14 protein-coding genes are annotated in these 15300 nt (G+C 65.8%); 11 read left to right on the top strand and 3 right to left on the bottom strand.

What is annotated here, in order from left to right; all coding sequences use genetic code 11:
• Window positions 1-51 precede the first annotated feature (51 nt).
• The 5 genes from AC1DZY_RS02095 (at window position 52) to AC1DZY_RS02115 (ending at window position 4954) form a co-directional block, all read left to right on the top strand.
• The gene (locus tag AC1DZY_RS02095; RefSeq protein ID WP_476818400.1) at window positions 52-333 is read left to right on the top strand and encodes a hypothetical protein; all 282 of its coding nucleotides are present in this window, start codon (window positions 52-54) and stop codon (window positions 331-333) included.
• Between the two features lie 22 nt (window positions 334-355).
• On the top strand, window positions 356-1312 hold the full coding sequence (gene speB / locus AC1DZY_RS02100) for an agmatinase (protein WP_476818401.1): 957 nt from the start codon (window positions 356-358) through the stop codon (window positions 1310-1312).
• A gap of 326 nt (window positions 1313-1638) precedes the next feature.
• Entirely contained in the window at window positions 1639-2571 is a 933-nt protein-coding gene (gene argC, locus AC1DZY_RS02105) for an N-acetyl-gamma-glutamyl-phosphate reductase (RefSeq protein ID WP_476818780.1), read from the top strand.
• Window positions 2572-2696: 125 nt separating this feature from the next.
• The gene (locus tag AC1DZY_RS02110; protein WP_476818402.1) at window positions 2697-3794 is read left to right on the top strand and encodes a helix-turn-helix transcriptional regulator; all 1098 of its coding nucleotides are present in this window, start codon (window positions 2697-2699) and stop codon (window positions 3792-3794) included.
• A 455-nt stretch (window positions 3795-4249) separates the two neighbouring features.
• Entirely contained in the window at window positions 4250-4954 is a 705-nt protein-coding gene (locus AC1DZY_RS02115; RefSeq protein ID WP_476818403.1) for an alpha/beta hydrolase, read from the top strand.
• A 54-nt stretch (window positions 4955-5008) separates the two neighbouring features.
• Here AC1DZY_RS02115 and AC1DZY_RS02120 read toward each other — a convergent pair whose 3' ends face one another.
• On the bottom strand, window positions 5009-5857 hold the full coding sequence (locus AC1DZY_RS02120; protein WP_476818404.1) for a fumarylacetoacetate hydrolase family protein: 849 nt from the start codon (window positions 5855-5857) through the stop codon (window positions 5009-5011).
• Between the two features lie 434 nt (window positions 5858-6291).
• Here AC1DZY_RS02120 and AC1DZY_RS02125 point away from each other — a divergent pair, with 434 nt between their 5' ends.
• Window positions 6292-7635 (top strand): OmpP1/FadL family transporter, encoded by a 1344-nt coding sequence (locus AC1DZY_RS02125; RefSeq protein ID WP_476818405.1) that lies wholly within the window; start codon window positions 6292-6294, stop codon window positions 7633-7635.
• A 295-nt stretch (window positions 7636-7930) separates the two neighbouring features.
• On the opposite strand, the gene AC1DZY_RS02130 is transcribed toward AC1DZY_RS02125, so the two are convergent.
• Window positions 7931-9706, bottom strand: coding sequence for a PHA/PHB synthase family protein (locus AC1DZY_RS02130; RefSeq protein ID WP_476818781.1), 1776 nt, complete (start codon window positions 9704-9706; stop codon window positions 7931-7933).
• 175 nt (window positions 9707-9881) lie between these two features.
• Here AC1DZY_RS02130 and AC1DZY_RS02135 point away from each other — a divergent pair, with 175 nt between their 5' ends.
• The 3 genes from AC1DZY_RS02135 to AC1DZY_RS02145 all read left to right on the top strand — a co-directional run bounded on the left by AC1DZY_RS02135 (window position 9882) and on the right by AC1DZY_RS02145 (window position 12253).
• A complete protein-coding gene (locus tag AC1DZY_RS02135) occupies window positions 9882-10343 on the top strand; it encodes a hypothetical protein (RefSeq protein WP_476818406.1) in 462 nt (153 codons plus the stop codon).
• A 159-nt stretch (window positions 10344-10502) separates the two neighbouring features.
• Window positions 10503-11723: an LL-diaminopimelate aminotransferase gene (locus AC1DZY_RS02140; protein ID WP_476818407.1), complete on the top strand. Its 1221-nt coding sequence runs from the start codon at window positions 10503-10505 to the stop codon at window positions 11721-11723.
• A gap of 98 nt (window positions 11724-11821) precedes the next feature.
• The gene (locus tag AC1DZY_RS02145; RefSeq protein ID WP_476818408.1) at window positions 11822-12253 is read left to right on the top strand and encodes a hypothetical protein; all 432 of its coding nucleotides are present in this window, start codon (window positions 11822-11824) and stop codon (window positions 12251-12253) included.
• Window positions 12254-12270: 17 nt separating this feature from the next.
• Here AC1DZY_RS02145 and AC1DZY_RS02150 read toward each other — a convergent pair whose 3' ends face one another.
• Window positions 12271-12660: a GNAT family N-acetyltransferase gene (locus AC1DZY_RS02150; RefSeq protein WP_476818409.1), complete on the bottom strand. Its 390-nt coding sequence runs from the start codon at window positions 12658-12660 to the stop codon at window positions 12271-12273.
• A gap of 185 nt (window positions 12661-12845) precedes the next feature.
• Here AC1DZY_RS02150 and AC1DZY_RS02155 point away from each other — a divergent pair, with 185 nt between their 5' ends.
• Together AC1DZY_RS02155 and glpX are read left to right on the top strand one after the other, a co-directional pair.
• A complete protein-coding gene (locus tag AC1DZY_RS02155) occupies window positions 12846-14192 on the top strand; it encodes a homoserine dehydrogenase (RefSeq protein WP_476818410.1) in 1347 nt (448 codons plus the stop codon).
• Between the two features lie 72 nt (window positions 14193-14264).
• Window positions 14265-15263 (top strand): class II fructose-bisphosphatase, encoded by a 999-nt coding sequence (gene glpX / locus AC1DZY_RS02160; protein ID WP_476818411.1) that lies wholly within the window; start codon window positions 14265-14267, stop codon window positions 15261-15263.
• Window positions 15264-15300: the final 37 nt, after the last annotated feature.

Consider the following 15300-nt stretch of genomic DNA (forward strand, 5'->3'; position numbering starts at 1 on the left):
CGGGCGCGCTCCATGCTAAATCCTCAAGGCCAACTCGCCGGCCGGAACCCCATGCGCGTCCTTCTCACCCTGATCGCCTTCGGCATGATCGCCGTGCCCGCGCTGCTGGCGCTGTCGCGCGGCGCGCACGGGCGCGGCCGGCGCATCGTCAATGCGCTCATCGTCTTCCTGGCGCCGGCCTTTGCGCTCGGGCTGATCCATGGCGTGCCCGAACTCGATGGCCGGGCGCTGCAGCATCCCGTGGCCTGGACCACATTCCGGCTCGTGCTGTCGGCGCTCGCGCTGATCCTGCCCTGGTGCCTTTACGTCTGGCTCGCAGGCGCACGCCGCTGACCCTCTTCTGGACTTAACCGATATGACCGAACCCGCCGACACCCCGACGATCGACCACGCCTTCACCGGCGACAGGCGCGGCCCTGCCCATGACCCGACCTACGCCGGCGCGCTCTCCTTCATGCGCCGGCGCTACAGCAAGGATGTCGCGGGCTGCGATCTCGTGATCTGGGGCGTGCCGTTCGATCTCGCCGTCTCCAACAGGCCGGGCACGCGCTTTGGCCCGCAGGCCCTGCGCCGTGTCAGCGCGATCTTCGACGGCGACGCGCAGTTCCCCTCACGCATCGACCCGTTCGAGACCTTGTCCGCCGTCGATTATGGCGATTGCCTGCTGCCCCGCAGTGACCTTCAGGGCTGCGCCAGGGCGATCGAACAGGGTGCGGCCAGGATCATCGCGGGCGGCGCGCATCTGGTCACGCTCGGCGGCGACCATTTCATCACGCTGCCGCTGCTGCGCGCCCATGTCGCCCGTCATGGCCGGCTCGCGCTGGTGCAGTTCGACGCCCATCAGGACACCTGGGACGATGGCGTCGGCGCGATCAGCCACGGCACCTTCGTGCTCGAGGCCGTGCGCGAGGGCTTGATCGACACGGATCGCTCGATCCAGATCGGCATCCGCACCGTCGCGCCGCGCGATTGCGGCATCGTGGTGATCGACGGCTACGAGATGCAGGCGCTGGACGTCGACGGCGTCGTCGCCCGCATCAGGGAACGGGTGGGGCAGGGGCCGGCCTATCTGACCTTCGACATCGACGCGCTCGACCCCGCGTTTGCGCCAGGCACGGGGACGCCGGTCGCGGGCGGTCTGACCTCGGCGCAGGCGCTGCGCATGGTCTGGGGCATCCGGGACCTCGATTTCCGGGGCATGGACATCGTCGAGGTCTCGCCGCCCTACGACCACGCGGACGCGACCGCGATCGCCGGGGCTGCGGTGGCGCAGCACTATATTCAGGCGCTGGCGTTGAGGACGCGCGGTTGAATCGTGATGCGAGGGGGGAAGCGGGTTGGCGGCAACCGCCGCTAAGGGATTCAAACCACTCGTCAGTGACAGGCGCGGCGAACCCTCTCCCGGTGGGAGAGGGGTTCTTCCAGTCCCTCTTCACCATTGACAGCGTATGAATGCGCGATCATATCCACTGCCATGACCACGAACCTGTCCCGACGTCGCCCGAACCCGGCCGCCCTTGCGCGACCGCGATGACGCTCGGCTGTTTTTAGTCCGAACGCCCGCGACCGCGCCACGAGCGCGGTTTTTTTATGCCTGAAGCCGACGAAGCATTCGCGCTTTCGCACCCATCGGGGGCCATGATGAGCCAGAACCTGAAATCCATCTTCATCGACGGCGAAGCCGGCACCACCGGCCTCGGCATCCGCGACAGGCTGGCCGCCGTGCCGGAAGTCGTAGTGAAGAGCATCGCCACCGACCTGCGCAAGGATCCCGCCGCCCGCAAGAACATGATGGCCGGCGTCGATCTCGTCGTGCTCTGCCTGCCCGACGATGCGGCCAGGGAATCGGTCGCGCTCGCCGACGAACTCGGCAGCGCCGCGCCCAAGATCGTCGATGCCGCGACCGCCCACCGCATCGCGCCCGGCTGGGTATATGGCTTTGCCGAGATGGCGAAAGGCCATGCCGACAAGATCGCCAACGCCAACCGCGTCGCCAATCCCGGCTGCTACCCGACGGGTGCTATCGCGCTGCTGCGGCCGCTGATCGATGCCGGACTGCTGGCGCAGGATCACCCCGTCACGGTCAACGCCGTCTCCGGCTATTCCGGCGGCGGCAAGGCCATGATCGAGGAGCACGAGGCGGGCAAAGCCCCGGCTTTCGAGCTCTATGGTCTCGGCATGAAGCACAAGCATCTGCCGGAACTGCAGGAATATGCCCGCCTGACGCGGCGGCCGATCTTCGTGCCCTCCGTCGGCAGTTTCCGGCAGGGCATGCTGGTCAGCGTGCCGCTGCATCTCGACACGCTGCCGGGCAAGCCGAAACTCGCCGATCTGAAGGCAGCCCTTGCTTCGCATTATGCCGGCTCGACCTATGTCAGCGTGCTCGATGCCGATGGCGGCAAGCTCGAGCCCGAGGCGCTGAACGATACCAACAGGCTCGAACTGCGGGTGTTCGGCGACGATGCGCTGGGACAGGCCGTGTTGGTCGCCAGGCTCGATAATCTCGGCAAGGGCGCGTCGGGCGCGGCGGTGCAGAACATCAGGCTGATGCTCGGCTTGGCCGAAAGTTGAGATCGTCGATCACGATTATGTGAAAACCATCTCATTCAAATGCAGGCTTTCTCCGCCGAGGGCAGCATGCTCTCACGATAGCTGGCGCACCAGAAGGTGCGTCTCCGAAGGGCGATGCCTTGCTGATGGCCGACGATACCGAGACTGAGCTGATCGACCGCATCTATGAGGCCGCGATCATCCCCGAGGGTTGGCCGGATGTCCTGAAAGCGACTGCGCGGGTCGCGGAGTGTCGTGAGGCGCTGTTCGGGACGATCCTGAACGACGAGGCCAGGCTGACGGCGTCGACGACGGAATTCGGCGATTTCTACGACAACATCCTCGAGCGCCTGCCCATATCCGTCAACGAACGTGCGTCCCGGCTGATCGCCAGCAACCATGCCGGCTTCATCACCGACAAGGACGTCTTCACGCCCGAGGAAATCTCCGCCGAGCCTCTCTATCAGCAGATGCTGATCCCATCGGGGTACGGCTCGGGCGTCGCGACAACGATTGCCGCGCCGTCCGGAGACCTGATCGTCGTGCATTGCGAGCGCAGCTTCGCCGAGGGCACGGTGGGAGACGCCGCAATCGCCGCGCTCGACCGGCTGAGACCTCATTTCGCGCGCGCCGGACTGCTCGCCCGCCGTCTTGGCCTGGAGCGCGCGCGCGCGGCGGCTCAGGCGCTGGAAATGATGGGCCTGCCCGGCGCCGTGCTCGGGCCGGGCGGCCGCGTGATCAGCGCGAACTCCCTGCTGGAAGGGCTGACGCCGCTGGTTTTCCGGGATCGGCCGGCGCGGCTTGGCATCGTCGACGCCGCCGCCGACCGCATGTTCGAGACCGCTCTCGTCAGGCTGGCGCATGACGCCTGCGCGGCTGGCGTGTGCTCGATCCCGATTCCCGCCGGTGAGGGCCATCCTCCGATCATCGTCCATCTCTCGCCCGTGAAGGGCAGGGCCCGCGACGTGTTCTCCTCGGCCTCCGCGATCCTGGTCGCCACGCCGGTTACGGCTCATCGCGGGCCGAAGGCCGACATCATCGGCGGTCTGTTCGACCTGACGCCTTCCGAGGCCAAACTCGCCGCGATGATCGCGGCCGGGCACGCGCCGCGCGAGGCGGCGATACGCCTGGGTGTAACCGAGGGAACCGCGCGCACGACGCTGAAGCGCGTGCTGGCCAAGACCGGGGCGCGCCGCCAATCCGATCTCGTCGGCATGCTCCAGGGCGCGGTTCGGCTCGGTTAGAGCCGCTGCTCCCGGCGAAGCCAGTCCGCGGCCGCGACGCCACCATAGGCTCAACCGGATTGGCGCGATGCCTATTAAGATGCGCGAGCGTTTGGTGCACTGCACGCTGCGATGCCCCCCAAATGGGAGGTGACACCAACGTCACCCATCTGAAATATCAGATAACGCTGCGGGATCTGGTCCCCCAGCCAGGGCTGTCGTCACTCCGACAATCCGCCTCCGGCTGGATGCTCTGTTGGCAGACATGAGCGCAGCCACCGGTTGGAATTCCTTATCGCCGTCGTGACCGGGTCAAGCGGTCATGACGGCGCTTTTTTGTTTGAGGCCGTCGCATTCGGCCGGTGACCGCTCATCGGCGTGCGGCCAGCAGAAATCGCATTCAATCATGGCGCGCACGGGTCTATGCTAGCCCTCGAACCGGCCGAAAAATGAGCCGGAACGCGGGAGAGGCGACGATGAATCGAAGCGTGATCAGAATACTGGCTGCTGCAGCCGCATTGTTTTTCGCGGCGCCGCCTGCGCATGCCGACGAGGCCGTCACGGTCGGCGGCGTCTCGGCGGTTCTGATCAGGCCGGCCAAGCCGCGCGGCAGTGTCATCCTGATGGCCGGCGGCAATGGCTATCTCGGTATCGCCGGCGACGGCACGATCACGCAGTCGCGCGGCAACAGCCTCGTGCGCACCCGTGCCTTGTTCGCCGGACGGGGCCTCGCGGTGCTCCTCCCCGACCCGGGCGTCGATCTCGCGGCGGCTGTCGACTACATGGCTGCGATCAAGCGACCGGTCACGCTGATCGGCACCAGCCGCGGCACGCAGCGCATCGCGCGCGGACTCGCTGCCGGCGCAAGGCCCGACAAGGTCGTGCTGACCTCCGGCTTCCTGTCGGACGCCTCCGGCTCCAGCCAGAACGTGGTCTCGATCCTGGGCTCGCCTGCCGCGCTGCCGCCGACGCTGGTCGTGCATCATCGCCGCGACGGCTGCCGGCTGACCAACCCCGAGGGCGTTGCGTCGTTTCTCGCCTGGGCCGGCCGCAAGGCGCGGGTGACCTGGGTCGATGGCGGCATCGAGGAGGGCGACCCGTGCGAGGCGCGCGGCCATCACGGCTTCGCCGGCGTCGAGGGCCAGATGGTCTCGGCTGCCGCGGGCTTCGCGGGACGCTGAACAAAAAAGGCGCCGGCTTGCGCCGGCGCCCTCCAAAATCGCCAGAGCGGGCTATCAGCCCTTGTACGGCACGAAATTCTGCTTCTGCGTGCCCAGCCCCTCGATGCCGAGCGTGACGACTTCGCCACCTTTCAGGAAGCGCGGCGGCTTGAAGCCGAGACCCACGCCAGGAGGCGTGCCGGTGGTGATCACATCGCCGGGGTCGAGCCGCATGAACTGGCTGATGTAGTGCACCAGATAGGCCGCGCCGAAGATCATCGTCTTGGTCGAGCCGTTCTGGACGCGCTCGCCATCGACGTCGAGCCACATGGCGAGGTTCTGGATGTCGGCGATCTCGTCGGGTGTCACCAGCCAGGGCCCGAGCGGGCCGAAGGTGGGGCAGCCCTTGCCCTTGGCCCATTGTCCGCCGCGCTCGGCCTGGAACTCGCGCTCCGAGACGTCGTTGCAGACGCAGAAACCGGCGATCGCGGCCATGGCGTCCTTTTCGTCGATATAGGAGCCGCCATCGCCGATGACGATCGCGAGTTCGACCTCCCAGTCCGTCTTGACCGAGGCCCTCGGGATCTGGACATCGTCATTGGGGCCGACGATGCAGTTGGGCGCCTTGTTGAAGAGGATCGGCTCCTTGGGAATCGCCGCCCCGGTCTCGGCTGCGTGGTCGGCGAAGTTGAGACCGACCGCGATGAAATTGCGCACGTCGCCGACGCAGGCGCCGATGCGCGGCGAACCCGGCACTGCCGGCAGCGATTCGGGGTTGAGTGCCTTGAGTTTGGCCAGCGACGCTGAGGTCAGGGCTTTGCCTGCAAAATCGGGTATCGTCGCGGAAACGTCGCGCAGCACGCCCGTGGAATCCAGAAGCGCCGGCTTTTCCTGTCCGAACGCACCATAACGAACCAGTTTCACGTCATTTCCCCCGTTTCAATCGATGTAATTTGGTGGCGCGATCCTGATCGGATGGCGCGGTCGAAGACAAGTCCATTCACGCGCATGGCGCGGCTGCGTAGCCATGGTCACGAAATTGTTGCGCGAATGCAACGTAGCCGACGAAACGGCCCTGCCTGCCGATTGGGCGGGAGTGGTCAAGCCGCAGTCAGGATCGCGGAAAACCGGGATAGTTCTTATGTAAACGATCGATTTCCCGGAGCGGCTGGAGGACGCGGCCTCGTTTTCGCCGGTTTTCGACCGATTTTCAGAGTTTCCGGTAGGGAAACGACAGCGGCTATGGCCTTTTCAAGGCGATGAAGGCGGGATTGCGGCAGGAAACGGCCCGCTGCATGGTGAGTCATGCAGCGAGGCGGTTCGACCTCGGGACATCAAAACGCCAAGGGATGAAAGCGATGAAGAGCGTCGTTCGTTTGACTGCCGCCGCCACTGTTTCGGCAGTTGCTCTTCTTGCCGCGGGCGCCGCTTCTGCCGGCTCCTTCGCCATCCGCAGCGGCCAGGGCGCCGAGGGTCTCGGCATGGCCTATGCCGGCGCGGCCTCGGGCGGCATCGGGCTCTCCTCGATGGCCTGGAACCCGGCGACCATCACCATGTTCCCCGGCCGCAACAGCAACTGGAACGCCACCTATATCGGCGCGAACGCCTCCTACGAGCCGACCTCGCAGACGCGGGTCCGCCTGCCCAACGGCGCGATCGTGCCGAACACGACGCCCGGCGTCGGCGGCAGCCCGCTCGGCACCGGCAATATCGGCGGCGACGGCGCCTTCGTCCCGGCGTCCTATTCGGCCTGGCAGCTGACCGATCGGCTCTGGATCGGCGTGACCTCGACGGCTCCCTTCGGCCTGCGCTCCAAGGCCGAGAATCGGTTCAATGCGTCGCAGAGCTATGGCGAATCCGCCAAGGTCCGCACGATCAACATCGCCCCGACCATCGGCTATCAGGTCAATGACTGGCTGGCGGTCGGCGCCGCGGTGCAGGGCCAGTACATCAAGACCAATCTCAAGCAGGCGGCCGGAATCACCGCGACCTCGCCCAATGCGATCCTCGACGGCGATTCGATCGATTTCGGCTACCGCGTCGGCTTCACCCTGACCCCGACCAAGAGCACCACGATCGGCGTCGCCTATCGTTCGTCGATCCGCCAGACGCTCGAAGGCGACTTCAGCCTGCCGACCGGCATCATCCCGATCAAGGCCAACCTGAACCTGCCCGATTCGGTCGTCGCCGGCCTTTCGCACCAGATCAACGAGCAGTGGCAGGTCCATCTCGGCGTCGAGTGGACCAACTGGAGCCGCTTCCGCAACATCCCGATCGTCAGCCAGCTGAACGGCGTTCCGGTCACCAGCCTTAATTTCCAATATGACGACAGTTGGTATTTCGCCGGCGGTGTCGAATACAAGTGGAACCGTGACCTGACCCTGCGCGCCGGTGTCGGTTACGAACTCTCTCCGGTCAACGACACCAACCGCACTGTCTTCATCTCGGATAATGATCGCCTCTGGCTCTCGACCGGTCTCAGCTACCAGCTCACCGAGAAGCTCAAGCTCGATGTCGGGTACACCTATATCCACGTCAACAAGGCGGCCGTGAACTATAGCGGCACGCACCCGCAGCAGGGTGCGGTGTTCTACACCGCCGAGGCCAAGCCCTACATCCACATCGTCTCCGCCGGCCTGACCTATCGCTGGGACAACCCCACCGAAACGATCCCGGCCCGCCCGGTCGTCCGCAAGAACTGAGCGAACGCGCTTCGCAGACGAGAAAGCCGGCCTTCGGGCCGGCTTTTTTGTTTTGCCTTGGGGGACGTCGAGCCGCGAAACTCGGGGCATCGGAAAGCAGAGGCCGCCAGAGAAACCAACCTGGGCGATGGGCCTCTCCGGCGGCCGGCCCCTCGGGGGCGAACCTCGGGGATGACCCGTGTTAAAGCGATGCACCGGAAGATACGATCCCTCGTTTGGGGGAGTGCGTCAGCCGCGGTGCCGGCAGGCCTTGCCTGCCGTCGGTCATGATGGGCCATGACCCTTGGTCTGGCCGTCAGGCCTTGATCTTCACATAGCTGCCCGGAGCATCCTCGATCGCCTTGAGCTTGCCGCTGCCGGGTTCGCGCGCCGGCACGCGTTTGGGCGCCTGGGCCTCGATCCAGGACAGCCAGTGCGGCCACCACGAGCCCGGATGCTCGCTTGCTTTGGCGATCCAGTCCTCATAGGCGCCCGCCGCCTTGTCGCCGGTCCAGTACTGATACTTGACCTTGGCGGGCGGGTTGACGACGCCTGCGATATGGCCGGAGCCTGCGACGACATAGTCGACCGGGCCGCCGAAGCATTGCGAGCCGAGGAAGACCGAGGCCGCCGGGGCGATATGGTCTTCCCTGGCCGCGAGATTGTAGATCGGCAGGGTCACCTTTTTCAGATCGAGCGTCTTGCCGCCGATCGTCATCTCGCCCTTGGAGAGCTTGTTCTCGAGATAGCAGTTGCGCAGGTAGAAGGAATGGTTCGCCGCCGGCATCCGGGTCGAATCCGAATTCCAGTAGAGCAGGTCGAAGGCGGTCGGGGCCTTGCCCTTGAGGTAGTTGTTGATCGCATAGGACCAGATCAGGTCGTTGGGCCGCAGCATGTTGAACGCGCCGGCCATCCTGGAGCCGTCGAGATAACCGTGCTCCGCCATCTGCTGCTCGACCGAGCGGATCTGCTCCTCGTCGACGAAGACCGAGAGTTCGCCCGCCTTCGAGAAATCGACCTGCGTCGTGAAGAAGGTCGCGCTGTCGATGCGCTCATCCTTCATCGCCGCCATATAGGCGAGCGTGACGCCGAGCAGCGTGCCGCCGACGCAGTAGCCGATCGCGGTGATCTTCTTTTCACCTGTCGCGTCCTTTATCGCATCGAGAGCCGCGAAAATGCCCTCGCGCATGTAGCTCTCGAAGTCCTTGGCGGCGTGGCGCTCGTCGGGATTGACCCAGGAGATGCAGAACACGGTCAGCCCCTGAGCGACGCACCAGCGGATGAAGCTCTTCTCGGCGTTGAGATCGAGGATGTAGAACTTGTTGATCCATGGCGGCACGATCAGCAGGGGGCGCTTGAGCACGTCGGGCGTCGCCGGCGCGTACTGGATCAACTCCATGATCTCGTTGCGAAAGATCACTTTGCCCGGCGTCGTCGCGATGTTGACGCCGACCTGGAAGGCGCCTGCGTCGGACTGGCGGATTTTGAGCTCGCCCTTGCCGGCCTCGATGTCCTCGGCCAGCATCTTCATGCCGCGCACGAGGTTCTCGCCGTTCTGCGCCAGCGTCTCGCGCAGCAACTCCGGGTTGGTTGCGACGAAGTTGGATGGCGAGAGCGCGCCCGTGATCTGCTTGACGTAGAAGCGGGCTTTTTCGCGGGTATGCGGGTCGAGGTCGTCGGCGCGGTCGACCATGCTCTCGGCCCAGCGCGAGCCGATCAGATAGGCCTGCTTGACGAAGTCGAACATCGGATGGGCCGACCAGTCTGGATCGGAGAAGCGGCCGTCGCGCTTTTCGGGCTCGGCCACGGGCTTGGTGGCTTCGCCGCTGGCGCGCTTCAGCGTCTCGCTCCACAGGCTCAGGAAATCGGTCGTGAGCGAGGCCTGCGCCTCCATGATCTTGCGTGGGTCGGCAATCCAGCGCTCGGCGACGCGGCCGAGCGTCTTGACCATTTCGCTGACTTCCTCGGCCTGGCCGCTTTTCGCCTCGCCGCGCTCGATCGGCTTGAGATAGGCGGCTGTGACCTTGCCGTATTCCTCGACAAGCTTGCCCATGTTCTGCGTGAACTGGTCGAAATCAGGTGCGCCGGGCATCGCCGACGAATCAGGCGAAGCGGTGCGATCGCTCGGCTTGTCGTCCGTTGGCCGGTTCATGGCGCGTCTCCCGTGGCATTTTCTGCGGGGTTGCCTGAGGCTCCCCATTTTGGTCCCATTAAGGACGTAGCCGATATGGTCTACAAAGAAAATTCTGGAACGCGCCGGATTGCCCATGCCGCCTGATCAGTCTTCGAGCCGCTTCCTGTCGGTGTCGGCAGCCTTCGTGCTGCTGGCCGTGGGCTTGTCGGCCTGCGCGGGCGACGGCCCGGTCAAGACGATCGCCGAAGTGGCTGGGATGGCCACGACGGCGCAGGAGAGCAAGGCCTTCGTCCAGGCGACGCGGCCGAGCGACCCCGCCTATCTTCCGGTGAACACCACGATCCCGGTCAATCCTCTTTGCGCCGGTCCCAACCCGCCGCCGCCCTTCGTGGCGACCGGCCCAAATGCCCGCTTCGGCGCCGGGTCGCCCGCGCCAAAGCCGACCGACCCATGCAAGACGCGGGCGGAATTCAAGAAGATCGAGGCCGAGCTCGACGCGAGGCGAATCTCCAACGACGCTGCCGGTACGCAGGCGCAAGCGCTCGGCAAGGCATTGCCGCCGCCCGCTCCGGCCAAGGTGCTGCCGACCAACTAGGTCGGGTCAGCCAGTGGCGTTGCGTCGCAATTCTGCCGCGCCTGAACGATTCTTGCGTTTTCTGGGCTGCCAAGACCGAAGATGCGGTGCTAAGGACCCGCTACGCAACGATTTGACCAACGCCCGTTCAGCTCCGCCTTTCGGCGAAGGATTTTCGACATGGCCGATTTCCACCGCATCAAGCGCCTGCCGCCCTACGTCTTCGAGCAGGTCAACAAGATCAAGGCGGCCGAGCGCGCCAAGGGCGTCGATATCATCGATCTCGGCATGGGCAATCCCGATCTGGCGGCCCCCAAACACGTTATCGAGAAGCTGATCGAGACCGCCGGCAAGCCACGCACCGATCGCTACTCCGCCTCCAAGGGCATTGGCGGCCTGCGCCGCGCCCAGGCCGGCTACTACGAGCGCCGCTTCGGTGTGAAGCTCAACCCCGACACCCAGGTCGTCGCGACGCTCGGATCGAAGGAGGGCTTCGCCAATATGGCGCAGGCCATCACCGGGCCGGGCGACGTCGTACTGGTGCCCAATCCGAGCTACCCGATCCACGCCTTCGGCTTCCTGATGGCCGGCGGCGTCATCCGCTCGGTCCCGGCCGAGCCGACGCCGGCGTTCTTCCCGGCTCTCGAGCGGGCGATGATCCATTCGGTACCGAAGCCGATCGCGCTCGTCACCTGCTATCCGGCCAACCCGACGGCCTACACCGCCTCGCTCGATTTTTATCGCGATCTCGTCGCGTTCGCCAAGAAGCACGACCTGATCCTGCTCTCTGACCTCGCCTATGCCGAAGTCTATTTCGACGAGAACGACCCGCCGCCCTCGATGTTGCAGGTTCCCGGCGCGATCGATGTGACGGTCGAATTCACGTCGATGTCGAAGACCTTCTCGATGGCCGGCTGGCGCATGGGCTTCGCGGTCGGCAACGAGAAGCTGCTGGCTGCGCTGGCGCGGGTGAAGTCCTATCTCGACTATGGCGCCTATACGCCGATCCAGGTCGCGGCGGCCGCAGCCCTGAATGGTCCCGACGACTGCATCCGCGAGATGCGCGACACCTATCGCAAGCGCCGCGACGCGCTGGTCGAGAGTTTTGGCAAGTCGGGCTGGGAGTTTCCGGCGCCCAATGCCTCGATGTTCGCCTGGGTGCCGATCCCGGAAAAATTCCGCCATCTCGGCTCGCTCGAATTCTCCAAGCTGCTGATCGAGAAGGCCGAGGTCGCGGTAGCGCCCGGTATCGGCTTTGGCGAGCATGGCGACGACTATGTCCGGATCGCGATCGTCGAGAACGAGCAGCGCATCCGCCAGGCGGCGCGCAATGTCGGCCGCTTCCTCAAGACCGCCGACCAGACCCTGCACAACGTCATCCAGATGCCGAAGGCGGGGTGAGGGCAGGGCTGCGCCGCTGGGGCTGGACCGCATCTGCAAAACATGGGAACCCCTTTCGCGCGGGCATCGTCGTCCGCACCAGGGGTTGAAGGCGCGAGATGTTCAGCAAGGGCCGTCTGATCGGCATCGGCTTTGGCCTGTTCGCGCTGCTTTGCCTTGTCTTCACCTATGATTATTCACGCGGCCGGACGCCCGAAACCAACTCTCCGCTCGTCGCGGAGGTGCTGACGGCCACCACAGCGCGCGAATGCGGCCGTGACGCCACCGAGATCGCCGCGCGCTATCTGCCGGTCGGCATGGAGCAGGCCGAGGCCGAGCGCATTCTTGCCACGATCGAGATCACCCCGCCGAAGCCCTGGTTCTGGAAGCCTCTGGTCGAGAATGCCACGACCTGGACCGGCACCTCGCTGGAAGCGCTGCGCACCATCAAGACGACCGCCTTCGGCAACAACCTGCTGCGGCTGCACCTGACCTTCGCCGACGGCAGGCTGAGGCGGCTCGCCGCCGAAGTGGTGTGTCGGTTCGACTGAGGAGCGCTCGCTGCCGTTCAGCCCGCTTCACCCGGCAACAGCAGCATCGCCATGCCAATCGAAGCCGGCGCCGTCGGCTTGAAGCCGAACTGCGCGTAAAGCCGATGCGCCTGTCCATCGGCGATGAGGCTGACATAGGAGCCGGGCAGGGCGCGGGCGCGCAGATGTGCGACCAGCGCGCCGACGATCAGCTTTCCGAGGCCGCGGACCTGATGCTCCGGATCGACGGCGATATCGACGATCTGGAAGAACAGGGCACCGTCTCCGACGATGCGGCCCATCCCGACGATGTCGCTCTCGTGTTTCACGACGACGGCATGGACCGAGTGCGGCAGGCCTGCCTGCGCCGCCGCCTCGCTTTTTTGGCCCAGCCCGGCAACGCGGCGAAGCCGGAGGTAGTCCGGCACTGACGGAGTTTCTACGGCGATCTGATAATCTGGGTTCAAGGCCGGGGCACTCTGTCGAGCCAGGGAAAGCACGGCAGCATAGACTTTGCGCAACGTCTGTCAGGAGTGCTCAAGCGGCGTCCGTTTGCCGCATTTGGCTGGGTAGCGCCGTTGACTCCCATGCCGCCTCATGCGACCCCGCGCCCATGACGACCGCGAACGGGCAAGCTTCCTCAAAACCCCTCCGCATCGGCCTTGCCGGGCTCGGCACGGTCGGCGCCTCGGTGTTGCGCATTCTGCACCGGCAGGAGAACGCGCTGGCCGCCCGCTGCGGCCGCGCCATCCGCGTCACTGCCGTCTCGGCGCGCGACCGCAACCGTGATCGCGGCGTCGATCTCTCCGGCCTGACCTGGTTCGACGATCCCGTCGCGCTGGCCAACTCGCCCGAGATCGACTGTCTGGTCGAACTGGTCGGCGGCTCGGACGGAGTTGCGAAAGACGCCGTCGAAGCGGCGCTGAATGCCGGCAAATCGGTCGTCACCGCCAACAAGGCGCTGCTCGCCCAGCATGGCGTCGCGCTGGCGACGTTGGCCGAGGAGAGAGGCGTCGCGCTCGCCTTCGAGGCCTCGTCGGCCGGCGGCATCCCCGTCGTCAAGACCTTGCGCGAGGCGCTCTCGGGCAACAACGTCACGCGGCTCTATGGCATCCTGAACGGCACCTGCAACTACATCCTCTCGCGCATGGAACTGGAGGGGCTGACCTTCGAGGAATGCCTCAAGGATGCGCAGCGTCTCGGCTATGCCGAGGCCGATCCGACCTTCGACGTCGAGGGCTTCGACACCGCCCACAAGCTCGCCATCCTGACCAGCCTCGCCTTCGGCACGAAGATCGACTCCGAAGCGATTCATGTCGAAGGCATTTCCTCGATCGCGCCGCTCGACCTCAAGATGGCCGCCGAGCTTGGCTATCGCATCAAGCTGCTCGGCGTCGCCGAGCGCACGAAGACCGGCATCGAGCAGCGCGTGCATCCGACGATGGTGCCGCGTTCCTCGGCGATCGCGCAGGTCATGGGCGTCACCAATGCGGTCACGATCGACGCCGACGCGGTGCGCGAGATCACGCTGGTCGGCCCCGGCGCGGGCGGTGATCCAACTGCATCCGCCGTCGTCGCCGACATCGCCGATGTCGCGCGCGGCACGGCGGGGCTTCCGTTTGGCCTGCCCGTCGCCCGTCTCGAAGTGCCCACCCGCGCGCCGATGCAGCGCCATGAGGGCGGCTATTACATCCGCCTCGCCGTCGCCGACCGTCCGGGCGCGGCCGCCGCGATCGCGACCCGGATGGCCGAGGCCGACATCTCGCTCGAAAGCATCGTGCAGCGCCGCTCGGAAGCCGCCATCGCGAAGGACCCCTCTGGCCGCTCGGGCGCGCCGGTGCCGGTCGTGCTGATCACCTACGCCACCAGTGAGGCCGCCATCCGCGCCGCGCTGGAGAAGGTCTCGGCCGACGGCCACATCGCCGAGCCGCCGCAAGTCATCCGGATCGAACGGGAGTAGGGTCGAGGCGGCTGGCCTCCAGCTTGCCTGCCGCCCGAACCAGCGACTGCCGAAACCAAAGGAAACCCGCCTATGTCCGACGATCTCCGCATCTCACCCTCACAGATCATCGAGCGCTATCTCTCGATGGAGCTGGTGCGCGTCACCGAGCGTGCGGCCGTGTCGGCGGCGCGCCTGCGCGGCCATGGCGATGAGAAGGGTGCGGACCAGGCGGCGGTCGACGCCATGCGCCGCGAGCTCAATCGCCTGCCGATCGATGGTGAGATCGTCATCGGCGAGGGCGAGCGCGACGAGGCCCCGATGCTGTTCATCGGCGAGAAGGTCGGTACGCGCCAGGGCCCGAAGGTCCATATCGCTGTCGATCCGCTCGAGGGTACGACGCTCTGCGCCAAGGATATGCCGGGCTCGATCGCGGTCATGGCGATGGCGGAAGCCGGCAAGCTGCTTTATGCGCCCGACGTCTACATGGACAAGATCGCCTGCGGCCCCGGCTATGCCCATGGCGTGATCGATCTCGACGCCTCGCCGACCGACAACATCCATGCGCTCGCCAAGGCCAAGGGCTGCAAGCCGCACGAGATATCGACGCTGATCATGGACCGCCCGCGCCATGCCAAGCTGATCGAGGAGGTCCGCAAAACCGGCTGCTCGATCCGCCTGATCACCGATGGCGACGTCGCCGGCGTGATCTTCTGCACCGAGCCGGAGAAGACCGGTATCGACCTTTATCTCGGCATCGGCGGCGCGCCCGAAGGCGTGCTCGCAGCCGCAGCGCTGCGCTGCGTCGGCGGCCAGATGCAGGGCCGCCTGATCCTCGACACCGAGGAGAAGCGCATCCGCGCCTACGGCATGGGCGTGCTCGACCCCAACAAGAAATACGACATGTCGGAGATGGCCTCGGGCGACGTCATCGTCTGCGCCACCGGCGTCACCGATGGCGGCATGCTCTCGGGCGTGAAGTTCGGCAAGGACGTGATCGAGACCGAAACCATCGTCTACCGCTCGATCACCGGCACCACCCGCCGCATCTTCGGCGAACACCGCCAGTTCGAGAAATTCAAGCTCGATTGAGGGGGCGGCCGCAACCAGCCGCTTCCGTGTAGAAATG

This window comes from Allobosea sp. P2_A10, assembly GCF_056405115.1.